The organism is Sphingobacterium sp. UBA7855 (assembly GCA_002500745.1).
Classification (GTDB): Bacteria; Bacteroidota; Bacteroidia; order Sphingobacteriales; family Sphingobacteriaceae; genus Sphingobacterium.
Genome location: DLST01000002.1, coordinates 253578 through 272027 on the forward strand (window position 1 = coordinate 253578; position 18450 = coordinate 272027).

The window sequence follows — 18450 nt, forward strand, 5'->3', positions numbered from 1 at the left end:
ATTAATTTAGTCCTATGAATGTGTTTCAAATTGCATTAATTCCGCTTTTCGCTCTTATTTTTATTTGTTGCTATTCTGGGGATGGAAGTAAGACTGAACGCTTGCGGGCTGATTCTTTGGTAAGGGAAGTGGTTCAAGGAAATTTATCTTTACTAAGTTTGGCAGAGTCTAATGAATTTATGTATTTTAAGGATAAATATTTTTATGAGCCTGCAAATTTAAAGATTATTTCGAAGTTTGATAAAATACAAATTCAAGTGGTGACCTATAGAATATATCAGCATGTTAAATTGGAGAACAATCGGTATCGGTTTCATATTCAAAATGCCAGGCAATTGCATATTCCAAATAAAGCTTTTGTATATTACCAACGTTCGTTTGAGGAAATGAATCGGCGGGCTGCGGCGAGTAAAGATTCTATTCGATTAAAGCTTCCTAATGATTATGCGACTTTGCTGATAGCGGAATGATCGATGGTAGGCGTTCTTCCTCCAGATGGTCACCTAAGAGGGTTATTTTTAAATTCATTACGAAGTAAATTGAGATGAAAAAGAAAAATATCGTAGTATTAAGTGGAGCTGGTATTTCGGCAGAAAGTGGTATACCTACATTTAGGGATGCAAACGGATTATGGGAGGGGCATGATGTGATGGAAGTAGCTTCTATTGAGGGCTGGCGTAGAAATCCGTCACTGGTCCAAGAGTTTTATAATCTGAGAAGGAGGGCGGCTTCGTTGGCACAAGCAAACCTCGCTCATTTTGCTTTAGCCAAACTTGAATCTAAATACAATGTAGTTGTTATCACACAAAATGTCGATCTCTTACACGAGCAAGCGGGGTCATCGCAAGTTATTCATTTGCATGGTCGCCTAGATCAGGCAAAGTCCTCTATTGATGACCGACTGGTTTATCCAATTGTCGGAAATGAGATCAAAATGGGGGATCTGTGTCAAAAAGGGAGTCAGTTGAGGCCTAATATCGTCTGGTTTGGAGAGGCCGTACCAGCAATCGAAGAGGCTGTCCATTTCGTTTCGGAAGCTGATATATTGATCATTGTAGGTACCTCGTTGCAAGTTTATCCTGCAGCTGGACTCAAAGAATTTGCACCCAATCGTTGCAAAACATTTTTAATCGATAAAAAAATACCGAACAACAAATCCTTGCGTAATATAACTTTTTTTGAGGAGGCAGCTACTGTCGCTGTTCCCAAATTAGTAAAGGAATTACTTGATTAGATAACAGACAGTTTAAAAAAAATATGAAAAAAGCAATAGGAATTCTTTGCGTATCATTTGCTGTTATAGCCTGCCATAATAATTCGCAAATTAAAGTAAACACAAGCACATATAATCAGCCTTTAGTTTTGGATAGTATGCAAGCGAAGCATTTGCTCAGTTTACCATTACATTGCATCGGAGTGGAGTATCCCAATAAACTCGGACAGGTGCTAGGTAATGATCTCGATCTGAAATCACCGCGCATACTACACCCAATTTTTTATGGTTGTTTTGATTGGCATTCTTCTGTACATGGTTATTGGTCAATCGTCCATATTTTGAAGGAATTTCCCAATCTGGATAGTTCTGGAGAAATTCGGCGGCAATTAAACCAAAATATAACAGCAGAAAATGTTGCGATCGAACTAGCTTTTTTCAAAGATAAGAATAATAAAAATTTTGAGCGTACGTATGGATGGGCTTGGTTGTTACAGTTACATAAAGAGTTGTTAACCTGGAAAGATGCAGATGCAAAACGCTGGGCCATGAACCTAGAACCTTTGGCGAGTCATGTCGTACGATCTTATGAGGAGTATCTGCCCAAATTGGTTTATCCGATCAGAACAGGATACCACGATAATTCTGCATTTGGTCTTTCGTTGTCTTTAGATTACGCGAGAACTACGGGGAATGTAACATTCGAAAAATCATTGATGACTAATGCTTCACGATTATTTAGCCAAGACAAAGGCTGCAACATTTCTTTTGAGCCAAGTGGAAGTGATTTTCTTTCTCCTTGTCTTGAGGAAGCACTATGTATGAGTTTGGTACTTCAAAAGGAGGATTACCGCAAATGGCTGAAGGAATTTATGCCAGAGCTGTTTAGTGTAAGCTTCAATCTTGAGCCCGGTATTGTGAAAGACCGGACAGATGGACATTTAGTTCATTTGGATGGACTTAACTTTAGTCGTGCAAATTGTTTGAATGGTATCGCAAGGGCTCTTCCTGAGTTGAGTTATCTACACAAATTGGCTAATAAACATTTAATGTACTCTTTGCCTAATATTACAAACAATGATGACTATATGGGTTCGCATTGGCTAGGTACATTTGCTTTGTATGCCTTATCCAAGCATTGATTTTAGAAGATTATTTTGGTAAAATAAAAAGTAACAAATCGCCATTTTGTACAAAATAAATAGAGAACTTAAACGTTATTAATACAAATACTTTTCATAAAATAGGTTAATATATGGCTAAGACCCTAGAGTTCCCCGCTCTAGGGCTTTTTATGTTTAGTTAATGGTGTACTATCAATCTCCTTTAATTAATTTGAGATCTTTAAAATGTCCTAAAGTGCCCGGGCCGACCCAGAGTGCAATGCTTCCCCGCAAGTCTTTGCCCTGTTTGAGATCATTAACGATCAAAGTTGGCTGAGAAGATTCATTTAAATAAAGTTTCGCCTTTTCGTCATTGACTTCAATTTTTACTTTTATCCATTCCCCAGGTCCCATATCAGCATAAGCTTCATACTTTCCAGGACTCTCTTCCCTTAATTTTTCCCAAGGATATCCCGGAATAGAGATATATTGGGTTGCATGGTTTCTACGCAATTGTTCTTCAGCCCGGCCATTTGTTGGACGTAGGTAAAAGATTTCTGTTTTTGAGATGTCGCCGCTTGTTCGAAAAGCAATGCCCACAAAGCCACGGGCGGTTTCTCCCGCTTGATCCATGGGCTGGCCCGCAACGCTTACCTCAATCACTCCGTTATGGAAGTCGACATTTTTTAACAGTGCCATTGTTTTTTCACCATCTGTAAGTCCTTTTACCTGTAGTACATTTTCTCCCTTGAAGTTCGTTAACTGAGTAGCTACCTGCGAAGGCAATACATTATTTGGTATCAATTTGATTTTTTGAGCATATAGCTGCGAAAGTAAAAAGTAGCCAAGAGCAAAACAGAGAATCTTCTTTGTAAGCATAATAGTTATTTAATGATCTTAATCGTTACCTAAGGTAGTAAAAGTGTTATTTAAAAGCAATTAAATATTCACGTAAACAGCTATTAATGACAGCTTTTTAATGGTTTATTGCCTATTATTCTTATATTAGGTAATAAACTATTAAATTATGAGTACTTTCAATTTAAATCGCAGGAAATTTATCCAAGGAGCAGGAGCAGTCCTAACCTTGTCAGCCTTGCAAGTTAAAGCCTTGTCATTTAAAGATATCGTGAAAAAATTTCGGGTTGGGTTGATTGGTGCAGGCTGGTACGGGAGAAGTGATTTGTGTCGTTTAATTCAGGTTTGTGATGTCGATGTCGTTGCGATATGTGATGTTGATAACCATCACTTACATGAAGCGGGGCGCCTAATTAGTGATCGTCAGGTTTCGAAAAAGGTTCCGAAACTTTACAATGACTACAGGGAAATGCTGGCTAATCACAAATTTGATCTCGTTCTAATAGCAACTCCAGATCATTGGCATGCAAAACAGGCTATTGACGCAATACGTTCGGGTGCCCATCTTTATTTGCAAAAACCTATTAGTGTTGATGTGCTCGAGGGCGATGCGATTTGGCGTGCTGCAAGAAAATATAACAGAAAAGTTCAGGTAGGAACTCAACGCAGAAGCACAGCTCATCTTGTGGATGCCAAGAATCGTGTGATCGATCGCGGTTTACTCGGTAAAATTTCTCATGTAGAAATGTGCTGTTACTATCCTATGCGAAAGAATGGCAATCCTCCTGCCGAAGCAGTGCCAGATTTTTTTGATTATGAACTTTGGACTGGGCCAGCACCTTTGCGTGCCTATGATGGCCTACCTCATGGTAGCTGGTGGCGAACCTTTATGGACTACGGGAACGGAATAACCGGGGATATGGGAATGCATATGTTTGATACAGTGCGTTGGCTTTTGCAGCTTAAATGGCCAAAAAGCGTTTATGCGAAAGGGGGAATTTATGTTCAAAAAGGTGGGAAATCGACAATTGCCGATACGCAAACGGCCATATTTGAATACGAAGATCTGAATTGCGTATGGCAGCATAGGACATGGGGTTCACCAGTAGACCCAGACTATCCTTGGGCATTCATTATATATGGTGATAAAGGTACTTTGAAGGGGAGCGTTATGAAATATGAATTTATCCCTATCGGAGATGGTAAGTCCATTCGACAAGATGTTATTTTGGAAAAAGAAGAGTTTCCCGAAGATCTTACAGAGCAACGGATAGAGCTTCATACTGCTCCTGCTACCAGAAAGCATATGCTTGATCTTTTATCGGCAATTGATAATAATCGTCTTCCTATAGCGGATATCGAAGAAGGGTATATATCGACCGCAAGCTGTATTTTAGCCAATTTGTCGATGCAGCTAAATCGCCCCTTAGTGTATGATCCAACACATAAAATATGTATTGGTGACCCCGAGGCCACTCGAATGCTGCGCAGACCCTATCGCAGTCCGTGGCAGCATCCGTATGAATAATTGGTAAATTTAGTATGATTTAATTTTACTCCCTTGTTTTGAACATTGTATTGGCTGATACGATAATTAATAATAATTTGCTAATAATTTATTTTACATTTATCTGCTTAATTATTGTACGTTATAAAATCATTACAGTTTATGCTAAAAAACAGCTTAAAATTAGTTCATTTTGTCCTTTTCATGAGTGTGTTGAATTTTATATTCTTCCATTTTCCGTTTTATACTTTTGTTTTTAACAACATTGATTATAGAAGCTTTGGCGGCGTTATTCTGATTGCTAGTTTAATCGTTTTAATGCTGGTGATGAATGCTTTTGTACTTTATCTGTTTTTTTCGGCGTCACGTCGCTTCGGGAAATCCATACTTGTTTTGTTCTTTCTGATCAATTCAGTCGCCGTTTATTTTGTCAATACGTATAGCGTGATTCTAGATGAAACAATGATCGGTAATATATTGAATACCCGGTATTCTGAGTCCAGTGGTTTCTTTTCATTCAAATTGATACTCTACTTAATTTTTCTTGGCATTATTCCTAGTATCTTCATTATCAAAGCCAAAATAATAAAAGATAAACCGAAAAAGTTCCTTATTACGACCTCTTTATCCCTGTTGTTTATTACTATTTTAATATTTGCTAATGCAAGTAACTGGCTATGGATTGATAAGAATTCTAAGACTCTCGGCGCGCTTGCCATGCCTTGGTCTTATACCGTAAATATTTCACGTTTTTACATTCACGAACATCAAAAGAATAAAAAAGAGATATTATTGCCTGACGCGACGATAACTGACCACAGAAAAGCGGTGGTCGTGCTTGTTATTGGAGAATCTGCAAGAAGGGAGAATTTTTCGTTGTATGGATATCAAAAAAATACAAATCCTTTGCTTTCAAAGACACCCAATCTTTATCATTTTGATGCAACCTCTTGTTCGACCTACACCACAGCAGGAGTAAAGTGTTTATTGGAACACAAAAATACAGACGATTTATACGAAATTCTGCCAAATTACCTTTACAGAAATGATGTTGATGTAATATGGCGTACAAGCAATTGGGGTGAGCCGCCTGTACATATTAAAGAATATGAAACAATTGACCAGCTTGCAGCAAACTGTAAAGGTGAAGAATGTGCTTACGATGAGGTTTTATTAACACGATTAAAAGAACGGATATGCGCGAGTAAAAAGGATAAAGTATTTGTCGTTCTTCACACAAGTACAAGCCATGGTCCAACATATAGCAGGAAGTACCCAGCTCGATTCGAAAAGTTTAAACCCGTTTGTAATAGTGTAGAATTAGGGAATTGTTCAAAAGAAGAGCTGATCAATGCTTACGATAATACGGTCGTCTATACGGACTATATTTTACACAAGCTGATAGAAGACCTAAAAGGATTAAAAGAATATAACAGTGCCATGTTATTCGTGTCTGATCATGGGGAGTCATTGGGTGAAAATAACCTATATATGCATGGGCTTCCAATGAGTATTGCTCCAAAAGAGCAATATGAAATTCCTTTTATTGTCTGGGTGTCTGACCATTCAAAACAGTTGAAACCAAATAAAACCTTGACCCAAAATCATGTATTTCATAGTGTGCTGAAATTTTTGGATATGAAGAGCCCTATCTATGATGAGAATATGGATATTTTCAAATAGCGAGCAATAGAGATTGTCAAGGTTTATTGATTTTACAGTATGAAATCAGCTAAGAAGATTATAATTGAACCTGTAATAGATGATTCTTTTTCTATAAGTCGGATAGATCATCACCTTAACGATCATGAAACATTTAATAGACCGACCTATAATCGTATTTTTTTTGTCGAAACCGGTACCGGCTATCTTTCTAATGATAATAATATATTTGAGTTACATGACAATAGCATTTTTCTCTTACCCAAGAGACAGATCTATGCTTTTTCAGATCAGACTTCGGTAATGGGTTTTCCCCTGAACTACCGTAATCAATTTGTCGATACAGATTGAAAATTGCACACGGTAAATTTTGACATTTCAAACGTACTCATTGCTATTCCTATGGGCTGTTGCCACCATAATTTTGTTCTAAATATCTTAAAGTTATGGCAGTAAATCATCTAAAAAAAGTTTAAAAAAAGTGGCGGGCATTGTTATTCCGGACAGTAAAATCGCAACGCAAGCGACAGCATTACTATTAGATCTGACTTTCAAAAATATTTTGATGAGTGTCATGTTAATGGCGCGGTTGCACTTTATGACAATAATGATATTGACCATATAACACCCTTCGACACGAAACAGCGTTTTGTGTTTTGCAGTTTTCGCTAAGAGCTGTTATAGCAGGGTCAAATACTTCTCTCGCAAATAGAGCATCGCTTTGTCGATCGAATCTGCCCGTTTGTGCTAACTTTTATTGGAATTTTCCAATAAAAGTTCTCCCCAAGCATTCAATTTCCAGAGTACTTCCACTAAACTTTTCCCTAAGGGGGTCAATGAATACTCCACTCTTGGAGGAAGCTCATGGAAAGATTGTTTGATTAGAATGCCATCATTGACCATTTCACCCAATTGTTGGTTTAGCACTCGTCTATCAACTTTTGCAATACCACGAAGCATTTCACTTGGGCGTTTTTCCCCTTCATTGATACGCCATACAATCGGAATTTTCCATTTCCCACTAATCGCATTGACAGCAAATTCCAATGGACATATTTTTTGTTTTATTGTTTTCTCTGTTATACGCATAAAATTGACTTTTTTGTCCCATAGGGATAATAAAATGCGGTATTGTGATTGTACATTTACTTTTAAAACTTTGCAGAAACAACATACAGCATCATGAAAAATTTAGAATACGAAATTGCTAAATTAAATGCGAATTTAGCAACTCTTCCTCTCGGAATAAAGGAAATATTTGGCAGATCCATTCAGGATCTACAGTCTGGAGATCTAACCGAAAAGAGTCTGCAGATAGGGGACAAGTTCCCTGATTTTTATTTGGTGAATTCGAAGCGTGAAGAAATTGAGCTGGGAAAACTTCTGAAGAAAGGAAAGGTCATTGTGGCTTTTTTCCGCGGTAGCTGGTGTCCCTACTGTAATCTCGAGTTAAGAGCTTTACAACAGAATTTGACTCATTTTAATGCTGTTGAAGCCACTCTTCTTGCAATTTCGCCACAAGTGCCTAAATTTAGCGAAGCACTTCTGACGGACAACAATTTGGATTTCGAATTGCTGTTTGACGAAGATAATACTTTGGCAATTAGTGTTGGCATCTCATTTGAACTTCAGGATTATGCCATTTCAAGCTATGATCGCTTGGGAATCAACTTGTCCGCCTACAATGGTAATGACAGCAACAGACTGCCGGTCCCTGCTGTTTTTGTGATCGATCCTGATTATACGATATCTTATCGATTTATGGATGTCAACTATATGAATAGGCTTAATATCGAAGAGTTAATAGCACAGCTATGAGTAAAATACAACGTAAAGGAGCAAGACGGATAGCGGATATTTCGATAGATTGCCTGGCCAGTCTGAACCGCTGAGAAATTGAAACTGCAAATCTTATGGAGTCGCTCGCTGTTGACCAACGGTTTTTACTCGAGTATATCCTTCAGCAAAATGGGCGTATTCATTACTTGAAACCAATCTTGGTACTGCTTGATCAATTACAGAAACCGACGGTAAATTCCATCAATGAAACGATCGGGCGGGCGCTGCTCGATTTGATCACACAATATCGTGATAATACCTTCCTGACAATACTATCCAATCATGCTGCAGATCTCGTGCGTTGCTGGGCAACCTACACGGTCGGAGATGATAAGCAGCTTGAAATTGAGAAACTACTGTTGTCAATGCGTCCTTTTGCCGCAGATCGGCATTTTGGGGTACGAGAAATCAGCTGGATGGCGATACGTAATAGGATAGCTTTTGACTTGGAAAGGAGTTTTGCCGGTCTGAGTCTATGGACGATGGAGAAGGATGAAAATTTGAGACGTTTTGCTTCGGAGGCAACCCGACCGAGAGGTGTATGGTGTAAGCACATCGATCGCTTGAAGCAGGAGCCAAGTCTAGCCTTGTCTATTTTAGAACCGCTAAAATCTGACCCTTCAAAATATGTTCAGGATAGTGTTGGAAATTGGCTGAATGACGCCAGCAAAAGCCAACCCAGTTTTGTTAGGGCACTTTGTAATCGCTGGGAACAGGAAAGCGATACCAAGGAAACGCAATACATCATTCGAAAAGCACTTCGAACTATTCTGAAATAAATATGTCCGGTGGTTACAGAACAAAAAATGACGATCGCTCGCTTGAGCGACATTTGACCTCAGTTTACGACAATAAATCTAAGTTTGCGTACGTTAACTAACGCAGGTTAGATGGATGATCGGCTTATCCGAAATTAAATGCCGCCATTCATTGTTCTTAAAAGGACGATAAATGGCGGCTATCACTTGAAATGATTTATTCGATAAGTATGATTTTACTCTTCCTTATTCTGTGCTTTCATTAGTAACGCGAAAGCATTTTTGAGTGCTAATTGTGTATTCTCGTTGTTGTTTTCGAGTGCCGTAAAGACGTCGCTTATGCTGATATTCAAGACTTTCAGCTTGGATGGGTTTACAGCAACCTTATATTGTTTGAGTTCTCCACCAAATGTAGCAACATCTGAAACTCCGGGAGTTCCGAGAAGTTGACGGCGCACAGTCCAGTCCTGAATGGTGCGCTAGTCTGACAGCGAATAGGTCTGTTCATAACCTTTTTGAGGTTTGAGGACATATTGGTAGATTTCACCAAGTCCTGTATTGACGGGAGCGAGTGTAGGAGCACTTGCATTTTCGTTTATTTCAATTTGTGCGAGACGCTCTGTGACTTGCTGTCTCGCCCAGTAGATATCGGTGCCATCTTCAAATACAATGGTTATTAAAGATAGACCAAACCGCGACATACTTCGACTTTCCTTGATTTCGGGAACATTGCTGACAGCCAATTCCACGGGAAAGGTGATAAGTCGCTCAACGTCTTCGGCACCAAGAGAGGGCGCGGTCGTGATAACTTGAACTTGATTGTTCGTAATATCTGGTACGGCATCGATAGGCAACTTGGTCAATTGGTAGATGCCATAGCCGACCCATACCAATATAAAAAGACCAATCGCCAGTTTGTTTCGAACTGAGAATTGTATTATTCTATTAAGCATTTTAGTAAAATCTAAATTATAAGAAATCGTGCAAACTCATTTTCGGACAAAAAAAGACTTGGAACGGTGTCAATGTTAGCCTTTACTTTTTAGATGAAATATTGTGACCTCTGGCAACATTCCTAATCTGCTCGGATAGTCTAGATAGCCAAAACCAGCATTTACATAGAGTGCCTGCTGTCCTTCATGATATAAACCTGCCCATTCCTGGTAAGCATATTTCACTGGACTCCATTGATAATTTGGGTTGATATAACCAAATTGTCCGCCATGAGTATGGCCGCTAAAAGTAACATCGATATTGGGATATTTGGGGATGATTTCAGCTCGCCAATGTGAAGGATCGTGTGAAAGCATGAAGTTGACAGAAGATGAATTATCAACCTTAGCCATTGCCAAATCGATGTCACCATAATTCTTAGGGTTATTTAACCCCCAGTTTTCCACGCCGATAATTGTAATTTTATCATTGTTCACTACAAGTTCTTTTGATTCATTGAGAAGCAGTTGCCATCCCAATTGACTGTGAATGCTTTTAAGCTCGGCGAAGTTCTGTTCTTTTGTTAATCGACTTTTATCAAAAAAATGATGTCTATTGAAATGATAGTCTCCATAATCATGATTACCGAGTATAGAAAATGTTCCTAAGGGGGCGTTGAGGTGTTTGAATACGTCCAAATAATGATCCATTTCGGATGCAAAATCATTGATTAAATCTCCCGTGAAGAAAATGATATCAGGATTTTCACCCAATAGCAAGTCAATGCCCCTTTTCACTTTATCCTGATTGAAAAGACTTCCTGCGTGTATATCAGAAATCTGAGCAATAGTCATTCCATCGAAAGATTGTGGTAAATGTGGTAAAACTAAATCGATATGTTTAATTTGATAGTCATATAAACTTAATGCAAATCCACGGGTAAGCGCAGCGATAGGAACGCTGGCCAAAGCAAGACCACTTTTGATTATAAAATCAGATCTTGTAATGGATAGTGTATTTCCATCTTTTTCAGATAATCGTTTAGGTCTTATAAAGAGATTCTTGAACACAGTGGAAGCACGCCACATTGCATCAATTCCAATAAAGAAGAGAACTATAATTTTAGCAAACAGTAAAGTGATAGGAAAAAATACCAGACATGCTGATGCGAAACTATTCCATTTATAAAATAAATTGAGAAATATCGAGAGATAGGATAGCAAACTTAACGACCACCAAACTCGTTTAGCAAAAAGTTCATTTGATTTCCAGATTGATAATCTCCGTATTCTCAGTAAAATCAATAGATCTACAGCTAGAAAGAATGAAATAATTTTTAGGTAGGTGTAAAACTGTTGGATCATAGTTATTAGGTTAAAATAATGTTGAAAAATAAATAAATCTATTTATTAAAAACGATATTCCCTTAGCTACTGTTTGGTTTCAAAAGAGATTTGAACGTCTTAGTTTACTAAATTTAGGGAAAAGTTCTGACTGTTCAGGCGACATACCTGGTTTGGACAACAAAAATAAAACAAATAGCGACAGCATATTTACAAGTTAGCGCAACATTTGAGTGCTGAACGACGGAAATTTATTATAAAGTTAAAAATAAATTGGCCACTAAGCAGTTACATTACTTATTTTTACAATATGACGCAAATAGATTTTCCAGAAATAGTATTAAAAGAGGTAAGACAAAGTCTAATTAATACTAAAACCCGTGTCTCTACTGCCGAAAGTGTAACTGCAGGATTTTTGCAGTTAGCATGCTCGCAGATGGAAGGAGCAACAGAAATTTTCGCTGGCGGTGTTACAGCCTATTCTATTGATACCAAAATTAACACACTTGAAGTCGATGCGGAGCTAGCGGAAAGGTGTGACTGTGTATCGCCAACAACAACAGAAGAAATGGCACTAGCGGCGGGCAGAATGTTCCATACAGATTGGTCGGTTGCCACAACCGGATACGCAACCGTAGTCCCTGAATCAAAAGGCAAATTGTTCGCATTTGTCTCTGTTGCATATAAGCAGGAGATCTTATTGACATCAACAATAGAGTTGAGTTCGACTATAAGGATGCAGGAAGCTCAGTTTAGGTATAGCATCAAGGCGTTAGAAATTCTAAATACGCTTTTAAAAAATAAAGGTTCTCAGTGATTACTGAGAACCTTTATTTTTATGCTTCTCTTTTCAAGTCAAAAGAGACATATTTTTCATAATCGACTAATGACCTGACTGGTGTGGCTAAACTGTGAAGGAGATCGATGTACATTTTTGCTACTTTCTTCCACACAGTCTGCTCACCGTAACTGCGGGCTTTAAAGCGATGCCAAGCTAAAAGACGTTTTGAAGAGTACAATAAATTGATATTAGCACGCATTGCCTCTAAATCGTTAAAAGGCGTCAATATACCGCGTTCATCTTTTAATAAATCGCTGGCATGCCAATATGGTGTAGAGATAACAGCAGCACCTGCTCCCACAGCGAATGACAGTGTTCCACTGCTGATTTGCTGTTCGTGAGGGTAGGGGGATAGATAGATATCGCACGCGGTCAGATACTCTTTCAATTCATCATCTGTCAGAAATTTATCAATAAAAACAACTTTATCTTCCAAATTCAGTTGACTGATTAAATTTTGCAATTCAAAACGATAGGATTCTCCCTCATGAGCCAAAACATTAGGATGTGTCTTTCCGATGATCAGATATTTGAATCCAGGTAGATCGGTACCAGCTAGGGATTTTATAGCATACTCCAATCCTTTACTCCTCCCAATCAGGCCGAAGGTCATCATGACAAAATTGTCTTGGAGACCTAATTTGTATTTTGCTAAACCTTGATTGTAATCAAACAGCGGAACACCATGTGGTATAAATTTAATCTTACCCGCTTGCGCTGGATCAAATTGCTCTTTCAATAATTCGACCCCTTTCGGTGAAAGACTTACAACTGCCTGGGATTTCTCTAAAAGTAATTCCATAATTTCTTTTTGCTGCAACGATGGTGTCTGCAAAATAGTATGAAATATTGTTAATAATGGTATGGTGAGGTTGTTTGCAATTTGTGTAATAAAAATACCATCAACACCGCCAAAGATTCCAAACTCATGTTGAATAATACAATAGTCGTATTCCTCATTGATAAGGCGGGCCGCTTGATGATAACTGTCCAGTCGATCTCTATGAATAACAAAGCGAACAGATTCGTCGAAATCCTCTACTCCATGTTTTGATAATGCGATAAGATCAATATGGACGCTAGGATCTAACTCCATACCTTCTTTAAGGTCTTTGGTAAAGGTAGCCAGTCCACATTCTTGTGGTGGGCATGTACTTATAATTGCTATTTTTTTCATAAAACTTAACCCTCCTTACTTGTATTTTGTACTTCTTCAACTGGAAGATCGAGAATGGCCATTAGCAACAAATAATATCCCTTTTCCAATCCTATTTTTTTTGCTTTTATATCAATATTTTCCATATCAGTACGCGATTTTGAGTGTAATTATTTTGATGAGGATAAATCAAAATTTATACCCAAAGACAGTGTGTAATGGCATATCCGTACTTTTTTACTTGAAATAGCGTAGCATAGTGATGCAACTACCGTAAAATTCAATATAACTCCGTATTTATAGCGTAGTAAAACTTGTTTTTGTCTTTGTAGCCATTCAACATTGACGTCAATACCTAATAACAATTGATAAGACATGTTGGATGTAGATTTTATAATACGATAATATCAGAAATTTTCAAACAATTTTGACCTTTGGCTCGTTGTGTTTTCAGTTAACATACTTAGTTCATGAAGATAGCAACTTATAATATAAATGGTATCAACGCGCGGCTTCCAGTCCTTTTAAGATGGTTGGCAGAAGAGTCGCCAGATGTGGTTTGTCTTCAAGAACTAAAATCGGCCCAGGAGCGTTTTCCGTTGAAAGAGATAAGTGATCTTGGCTATCATGCCATTTGGCATGGCCAGAAAAGTTGGAACGGAGTTGCGGTGCTTTCGAAATACGAGATTGAAGAAATCACAAGAGTTCTCCCCGGAGATCCTGAGGATAATCAAAGTCGATATTTGGAAGTCATAATCCAAAACGTTGTCATATGTTGTATTTATCTACCGAATGGCAATCCTCTCCCAGGGGCCAAATATGATTACAAATTAAATTGGATAGAACGGTTGAACAAAAGGTCTAAAACACTTCTTAAGATGAATGTACCGGCTATTCTGATCGGTGATTTCAATATTATTCCAGGAGAGATAGACACCTATAAGCCAGAAAAATACAGCGATGATGCACTCTTTACAAAAGAAGTTAGGGAAGCTTTCAGTCTACTGCTAACAGATGGATGGCAAGATGCTATACGTTCACTTTTTCCAGATAAGGAAGTTTATACCTTCTGGGATTATTTTAGGCATGCCTATGCTCGAAATGCAGGGATGCGTATAGATCACATTCTTTTGAGTCCTTCGATTCAGGCTCGGTTAATGGAAGGTGGTATAGATCGCGATGTTCGTGGATGGGAGAAGAGTAGCGATCATGCCCCTACATGGATTAGATTAAATAATAACACGAATGGCTAGAAAACTTAATTGTAGTGCGGGACTATTATTGTATAAAGTGTATGAACAACAAATTTATTTTTTCTTAGTACACCCTGGAGGACCATATTTTGCCAAGAAGGATGGGGGTTATTGGACTATTCCGAAAGGAGAGATCGATATTGCCGAAGATGCCCTCACAGCTGCCAAAAGAGAGTTTATGGAAGAAACAGGATATGTGCCTGATGGAAAGTTTATGGAATTGCGTCCTATTCAACAGAAAGGAGGAAAAAAAGTATTGTGTTGGGCAATTGAGGGAGATATGGATCCGCATAAACTCATCAGCAATACCTTTGCATTGGAATGGCCTCCTAGATCAGGAAAAATACAAATTTATCCTGAAGTGGATCGTGGCGCCTGGTTTACATTCACACAAGCCATCAAAAAGATAAACGAACGGCAAATCGATTTTTTAAAGCAAGTTATTGCTAATGTATTTTAACTCTGTATCCAAAGTCTTTTGCTCTGCGACGGATCATCAAGAAAATTTTTAAGAATTTCGCGTTATAACATATTTATGAATTATATTTGATGAATATCGCTCATTGAAGACGGGTCAGGTAAACAAAGGAACACAATGTGATAATGAATGAGCAGATAATGTTCAAAATTAGGGATTGGAGTAAAGTATGGAAAACAAAACGGTTTTCATTTGTGATGATGATAGTACAATAGTTGACATGTTACAAATGCTTTTGGAAATGTCGGGTTACGACACAATTGTTGAGACAAATAGTCTTAATGCCTTAGAAGTGATCCGGGAAAATAGACCCGATGTCATTTTATTAGACCTATGGATGCCGATGCTTTCTGGAGATGAGTTGACAAAAAAAATTAGAGAAGATGAAGAACTGAAAGGACTGTTTGTAATATGCATATCCGCCAGTAAGGATGGAAAAGATGTGGCATTTCGAGCAGGGGCTAATCGTTTTATAGCAAAGCCATTTGATATCAATGACCTGCTAGAAGCAGTACAAAGTTCATCAAATGTCGATAGATAATTGCATAATTTAAACTTCGTTTCACCATAAAAATGAGGATGTCCTGCAATTAAAATCAATCTGCAAGACATCCCCGATATCACAATTATTGTTATTATTTCTCCGCCGTATTAAAGAGCAGCTTTTACTGCGGCGATACAGTCGGATTGATATTTCATGATATTATCTTTATCCGAAGCTGATATTTTACCGTCAGCAACACTTTTTTCAATTTCGTTTTTGATATCTAACAACGATTTTTCTTTATCCAATGCTTTGTCAGCAGTTTCAGCGTTGATACGTTCTACCCAAGTTTTTCCAAGTTTTGTATAGAGCTCTTTTGCTTTATCATTGGAAAGAACAGGCGCAGCAACCGAAGCTATAGCAGCGTTTGCTGCTGCTTTATCCGAATAGACTACTGCTTCGGCATCCTTTGTAGCAGCGTCTTCAGAAGTCTTCATCGCTTCTTCGTTCGCATCTGCCGCTTTTTCTTCCGCATGTTCCATATTTTCAGCCGCCTTTTCCTGTGGCGTCTGGTTATTACACGATGCTAACAATGTTAAAGCGGCTAGGGATGCAAATAATGTTTTGTTTGAAATCATAATATTCTTTATTTAGTGAAGTTTTTTAAATAACAAGATTTATCTGTAAATAGTTTTCTTTTTTATAATTTAACGAAGGTTTAATTAACGATAGCCTATTAATGGTATACCGAAAGTTGTTTTTTCATCGTCTTACGAATAAAATGGATACGTGTTTTGATCGTTCCCTCGGGCATATTCATATATTCCGCGATTTCATAGTATTTAAATCCTTCCAGAAACATATTAAAAATTTCATAATTTTCATGTGAAAGTTGATTTAACGCTTTCTGAATATCATCTAAAATAAACTTAGTTGTGCTTGCATTTGTCGAAGTAGATTCATTCATTACAAGGGACGCATACTCATGATGATAATTTTCAGTCCTTTTCGTTTTTCTATAATGATTAATATAGATGTTCCGCATGATTACGTATAACCAAGAACCTACTTTTGGATTATGCATCAGCTTTTCAATTGATTTTAATGCATTAACCATGGTGTCCTGTATGAGGTCATTCTTAATCTCAGGATCCGAGGTGAATTGTGAAGCGAAATTTTTGAGCAAACCTCTCTTTTCTCTAAAAAATGAATTTATTTCGATATGTTGCATATTGTTATTTAATAATCTTAATGAATACTGGTCAGTCAGTACAACAACAGTGCAGTTTTTTGTCAAAAATGCCTATTTATAAGCTTCTGCACTATCTTCAAGTAAATATCGCGGGATATGTGATTTATACTTAAATTTGCTTAGGTATTCTGATTATGAGTGTTATAGATGCTGTAATTTTTTCCATTGTTTAAAAACATCCAAAAAACAAAACCGTATAAAACTTTTCCGAGTAGCGTTTTATCGCTAAACCAGTTTATCTACGTTATTTATACGCTGACAAGTTGAAGGAACAACGTAATCGGATCGCTAATTTCATATACTTGTCTAGTTTGACATATATCGAACTAGACAAGTATCGAACGTTCTTAAAAGGATTGATAGAATGAATAAATTTGAGGTGGGTGGTGCAGTGAATTTATATAATGAATAGCAGCAATTCGGGCTTGTTCTAAAATTGTGAATTGCTGCTAATAGATTTAAATCATTGCGCTATACAGAAGAATGCTGCAGGGGGGCGAATAAACACCTATTTCAATTTTTCCGATTTCAATTTTCCTGACTACGGAAGGAATGCTGTTGATTAGAATCCTGTCGAACAAGTCTTTCAGTGGTTTCTCAAGATGGAGTTATAGCTGTGTGATCGGCAGTATGATATTTTAGATTCGTGTTAAAATTTTTTTCTGCCTTTTCTATCTCTCTTTCGCTTACAATTTTTCGCAGTGATTGGCTTGAAAATCTATTTTTGTTTTTGGTGTAATAAATTTCAATTCCTTCTGAAACGCAGTAATCTCTCCCTGAAAAATCTACGGCCTTATACTCTTCACCTATAAAGTATTTGTGTACAGGAAGCGACTGAAGCATATCCGTAATATCATCATCAGACTCATACGGAATAATCTCGTCAACAAAGTGGCAGCCTTCTAATTTGATAAACCTTTCAACCATAGTTTGTGCAGCATCATGATTATCGTTTTCTTGTCGTTTTGAGTCTGTCTTAAGACCTACAATAAGATAATCGCATTGACTCTTAGCTTCCTGAAGAGCCACAATATGGCCTACATGCAACATGTCGAATACCCCAAATATAATACCTATTATCATATGTTAATTGTTAAATTATGCATTTATACGCTTCAAAGCGTAATTTGGTGCCTCATTTATACTCACTACAGCACCTTTGTTGTTTTTTTCTTTGGACGCAATTATTTTCCGTAAAGACGAACTCGAAAATCTATTTTCCCTTCTGTTGAAATATAGTTCTATGCCTTTGTCTTCGCAATATTTTCTGCCTGTAAATGCTTTATCCATATATTCGTCTCCCAAAATGCGAACATGAACCTTAAACGATTGTAATACATCTTCTAAGTCCTGTTCAGTAGCATATGGTATAATCATATCAACGTGCTTGCACGCTTTCAACTGCATATAGCGTTCAAATACAGATTGGGTCGGCTTATTCTTTTCTGGGCGATCGAGAGTAGGATCTGTTTGTAATCCGCAGATCAAAAAGTCGCATTGTTCTCTGGCATCTTCGAGCATCTTAATGTGACCTGCATGAAGCAAATCAAAAGCAGAAAACGTAATTCCTATTTTTTTCATGTGTATAATATTTTTTAAACTGCAATTATTGAAGAAGTACTGTAAGAACGCAACTCACGCAAATTCGTTTTAATTTTAAAATGTTTTTTTGCTTTACCGTTTTTTATAAATCATAACCTTTTTTTCTTAAAAATCCAATGAACTAAAATTGGCGAAAGATGTTCTGATTTAAAAAGATATCAGCAAGCC

At 37.5% G+C, this 18450-nt stretch carries 20 protein-coding genes and 1 pseudogene; 12 read left to right on the forward strand and 9 right to left on the reverse strand.

Going from position 1 to position 18450, the window contains the following annotated elements:
- Window positions 1-14 precede the first annotated feature (14 nt).
- From B2107_RS02095 to B2107_RS02105, 3 genes are all read left to right on the forward strand, one after another.
- Complete coding sequence (locus tag B2107_RS02095) at window positions 15-470, forward strand: hypothetical protein (protein WP_293952706.1); 456 nt, start codon at window positions 15-17, stop codon at window positions 468-470.
- A gap of 74 nt (window positions 471-544) precedes the next feature.
- Window positions 545-1234, forward strand: coding sequence for an SIR2 family NAD-dependent protein deacylase (locus tag B2107_RS02100; protein WP_293952708.1), 690 nt, complete (start codon window positions 545-547; stop codon window positions 1232-1234).
- 23 nt (window positions 1235-1257) lie between these two features.
- Entirely contained in the window at window positions 1258-2355 is a 1098-nt protein-coding gene (locus B2107_RS02105) for a DUF2891 domain-containing protein (RefSeq protein ID WP_293952710.1), read from the forward strand.
- A 174-nt stretch (window positions 2356-2529) separates the two neighbouring features.
- On the opposite strand, the gene B2107_RS02110 is transcribed toward B2107_RS02105, so the two are convergent.
- Complete coding sequence (locus B2107_RS02110) at window positions 2530-3195, reverse strand: hypothetical protein (RefSeq protein WP_293952712.1); 666 nt, start codon at window positions 3193-3195, stop codon at window positions 2530-2532.
- A 148-nt stretch (window positions 3196-3343) separates the two neighbouring features.
- Here B2107_RS02110 and B2107_RS02115 point away from each other — a divergent pair, with 148 nt between their 5' ends.
- The 3 genes from B2107_RS02115 (at window position 3344) to B2107_RS02125 (ending at window position 6694) form a co-directional block, all read left to right on the forward strand.
- A complete protein-coding gene (locus tag B2107_RS02115) occupies window positions 3344-4702 on the forward strand; it encodes a Gfo/Idh/MocA family protein (protein ID WP_293952714.1) in 1359 nt (452 codons plus the stop codon).
- Window positions 4703-4843: 141 nt separating this feature from the next.
- On the forward strand, window positions 4844-6364 hold the full coding sequence (gene eptA, locus B2107_RS02120; RefSeq protein WP_293952716.1) for a phosphoethanolamine--lipid A transferase EptA: 1521 nt from the start codon (window positions 4844-4846) through the stop codon (window positions 6362-6364).
- 39 nt (window positions 6365-6403) lie between these two features.
- Window positions 6404-6694, forward strand: coding sequence for a hypothetical protein (locus B2107_RS02125; RefSeq protein ID WP_293952718.1), 291 nt, complete (start codon window positions 6404-6406; stop codon window positions 6692-6694).
- 396 nt (window positions 6695-7090) lie between these two features.
- Here B2107_RS02125 and B2107_RS02130 read toward each other — a convergent pair whose 3' ends face one another.
- A complete protein-coding gene (locus tag B2107_RS02130) occupies window positions 7091-7432 on the reverse strand; it encodes a winged helix-turn-helix transcriptional regulator (RefSeq protein ID WP_293952720.1) in 342 nt (113 codons plus the stop codon).
- A gap of 93 nt (window positions 7433-7525) precedes the next feature.
- Between B2107_RS02130 and B2107_RS02135 the strand changes: the two genes are divergently transcribed.
- Window positions 7526-8161, forward strand: a complete 636-nt coding sequence (locus tag B2107_RS02135) for a peroxiredoxin-like family protein (RefSeq protein WP_293952722.1) — start codon at window positions 7526-7528, stop codon at window positions 8159-8161.
- A gap of 95 nt (window positions 8162-8256) precedes the next feature.
- Window positions 8257-8961 carry a DNA alkylation repair protein gene (locus B2107_RS02140; protein WP_293952724.1) on the forward strand — a complete coding sequence of 235 codons (705 nt, stop codon included), beginning with the start codon at window positions 8257-8259 and terminating at the stop codon, window positions 8959-8961.
- A 215-nt stretch (window positions 8962-9176) separates the two neighbouring features.
- On the opposite strand, the pseudogene B2107_RS02145 reads toward B2107_RS02140, so the two are convergent.
- Window positions 9177-9893, reverse strand: a pseudogene (locus B2107_RS02145) (efflux RND transporter permease subunit).
- Between the two features lie 75 nt (window positions 9894-9968).
- A complete protein-coding gene (locus B2107_RS02150) occupies window positions 9969-11237 on the reverse strand; it encodes a metallophosphoesterase (RefSeq protein WP_293952726.1) in 1269 nt (422 codons plus the stop codon).
- Between the two features lie 289 nt (window positions 11238-11526).
- Here B2107_RS02150 and B2107_RS02155 point away from each other — a divergent pair, with 289 nt between their 5' ends.
- On the forward strand, window positions 11527-12033 hold the full coding sequence (locus B2107_RS02155; RefSeq protein ID WP_293952728.1) for a CinA family protein: 507 nt from the start codon (window positions 11527-11529) through the stop codon (window positions 12031-12033).
- A gap of 19 nt (window positions 12034-12052) precedes the next feature.
- Here B2107_RS02155 and B2107_RS02160 read toward each other — a convergent pair whose 3' ends face one another.
- Window positions 12053-13234 carry a glycosyltransferase gene (locus B2107_RS02160; protein ID WP_293952730.1) on the reverse strand — a complete coding sequence of 394 codons (1182 nt, stop codon included), beginning with the start codon at window positions 13232-13234 and terminating at the stop codon, window positions 12053-12055.
- A gap of 449 nt (window positions 13235-13683) precedes the next feature.
- On the opposite strand from B2107_RS02160, the gene xth reads away from it, so the two are divergent.
- From xth to B2107_RS02175, 3 genes are all read left to right on the forward strand, one after another.
- Window positions 13684-14466, forward strand: a complete 783-nt coding sequence (gene xth, locus B2107_RS02165) for an exodeoxyribonuclease III (protein ID WP_293952732.1) — start codon at window positions 13684-13686, stop codon at window positions 14464-14466.
- Window positions 14459-14926 carry an NUDIX domain-containing protein gene (locus B2107_RS02170; RefSeq protein ID WP_293952734.1) on the forward strand — a complete coding sequence of 156 codons (468 nt, stop codon included), beginning with the start codon at window positions 14459-14461 and terminating at the stop codon, window positions 14924-14926. The genes xth and B2107_RS02170 overlap by 8 nt, the downstream gene beginning before the upstream one ends.
- Window positions 14927-15113: 187 nt before the next feature.
- A complete protein-coding gene (locus B2107_RS02175; protein WP_293952736.1) occupies window positions 15114-15485 on the forward strand; it encodes a response regulator in 372 nt (123 codons plus the stop codon).
- Window positions 15486-15595: 110 nt separating this feature from the next.
- Here the strand turns inward: B2107_RS02175 and B2107_RS02180 are convergent, their stop codons facing one another.
- The 4 genes from B2107_RS02180 to B2107_RS02195 form a co-directional block, all read right to left on the reverse strand.
- Complete coding sequence (locus B2107_RS02180; protein WP_293952737.1) at window positions 15596-16066, reverse strand: hypothetical protein; 471 nt, start codon at window positions 16064-16066, stop codon at window positions 15596-15598.
- Between the two features lie 98 nt (window positions 16067-16164).
- On the reverse strand, window positions 16165-16659 hold the full coding sequence (locus tag B2107_RS02185; protein WP_293952739.1) for an RNA polymerase sigma factor: 495 nt from the start codon (window positions 16657-16659) through the stop codon (window positions 16165-16167).
- Between the two features lie 618 nt (window positions 16660-17277).
- Entirely contained in the window at window positions 17278-17763 is a 486-nt protein-coding gene (locus B2107_RS02190; protein WP_293952741.1) for an adenylyltransferase/cytidyltransferase family protein, read from the reverse strand.
- A gap of 15 nt (window positions 17764-17778) precedes the next feature.
- Entirely contained in the window at window positions 17779-18261 is a 483-nt protein-coding gene (locus B2107_RS02195; protein WP_293952743.1) for an adenylyltransferase/cytidyltransferase family protein, read from the reverse strand.
- Window positions 18262-18450: the final 189 nt, after the last annotated feature.

Bases quoted from the DNA above. Each gene is read 5' to 3' on its own strand.
- B2107_RS02185 (WP_293952739.1), bottom strand. From the start codon at position 16,659: ATGCAACATATCGAAATAAATTCATTTTTTAGAGAAAAGAGAGGTTTG.
- B2107_RS02105 (WP_293952710.1), top strand. From the start codon at position 1,258: ATGAAAAAAGCAATAGGAATTCTTTGCGTATCATTTGCTGTTATAGCC.
- B2107_RS02180 (WP_293952737.1), bottom strand. From the start codon at position 16,066: ATGATTTCAAACAAAACATTATTTGCATCCCTAGCCGCTTTAACATTG.
- B2107_RS02130 (WP_293952720.1), bottom strand. From the start codon at position 7,432: ATGCGTATAACAGAGAAAACAATAAAACAAAAAATATGTCCATTGGAA.
- B2107_RS02195 (WP_293952743.1), bottom strand. From the start codon at position 18,261: ATGAAAAAAATAGGAATTACGTTTTCTGCTTTTGATTTGCTTCATGCA.
- B2107_RS02150 (WP_293952726.1), bottom strand. From the start codon at position 11,237: ATGATCCAACAGTTTTACACCTACCTAAAAATTATTTCATTCTTTCTA.
- B2107_RS02095 (WP_293952706.1), top strand. From the start codon at position 15: ATGAATGTGTTTCAAATTGCATTAATTCCGCTTTTCGCTCTTATTTTT.
- B2107_RS02115 (WP_293952714.1), top strand. From the start codon at position 3,344: ATGAGTACTTTCAATTTAAATCGCAGGAAATTTATCCAAGGAGCAGGA.
- B2107_RS02155 (WP_293952728.1), top strand. From the start codon at position 11,527: ATGACGCAAATAGATTTTCCAGAAATAGTATTAAAAGAGGTAAGACAA.
- B2107_RS02170 (WP_293952734.1), top strand. From the start codon at position 14,459: ATGGCTAGAAAACTTAATTGTAGTGCGGGACTATTATTGTATAAAGTG.
- B2107_RS02100 (WP_293952708.1), top strand. From the start codon at position 545: ATGAAAAAGAAAAATATCGTAGTATTAAGTGGAGCTGGTATTTCGGCA.
- B2107_RS02135 (WP_293952722.1), top strand. From the start codon at position 7,526: ATGAAAAATTTAGAATACGAAATTGCTAAATTAAATGCGAATTTAGCA.
- xth (WP_293952732.1), top strand. From the start codon at position 13,684: ATGAAGATAGCAACTTATAATATAAATGGTATCAACGCGCGGCTTCCA.
- B2107_RS02140 (WP_293952724.1), top strand. From the start codon at position 8,257: ATGGAGTCGCTCGCTGTTGACCAACGGTTTTTACTCGAGTATATCCTT.
- B2107_RS02175 (WP_293952736.1), top strand. From the start codon at position 15,114: ATGGAAAACAAAACGGTTTTCATTTGTGATGATGATAGTACAATAGTT.
- B2107_RS02110 (WP_293952712.1), bottom strand. From the start codon at position 3,195: ATGCTTACAAAGAAGATTCTCTGTTTTGCTCTTGGCTACTTTTTACTT.
- B2107_RS02190 (WP_293952741.1), bottom strand. From the start codon at position 17,763: ATGATAATAGGTATTATATTTGGGGTATTCGACATGTTGCATGTAGGC.
- B2107_RS02160 (WP_293952730.1), bottom strand. From the start codon at position 13,234: ATGAAAAAAATAGCAATTATAAGTACATGCCCACCACAAGAATGTGGA.
- B2107_RS02125 (WP_293952718.1), top strand. From the start codon at position 6,404: ATGAAATCAGCTAAGAAGATTATAATTGAACCTGTAATAGATGATTCT.
- eptA (WP_293952716.1), top strand. From the start codon at position 4,844: ATGCTAAAAAACAGCTTAAAATTAGTTCATTTTGTCCTTTTCATGAGT.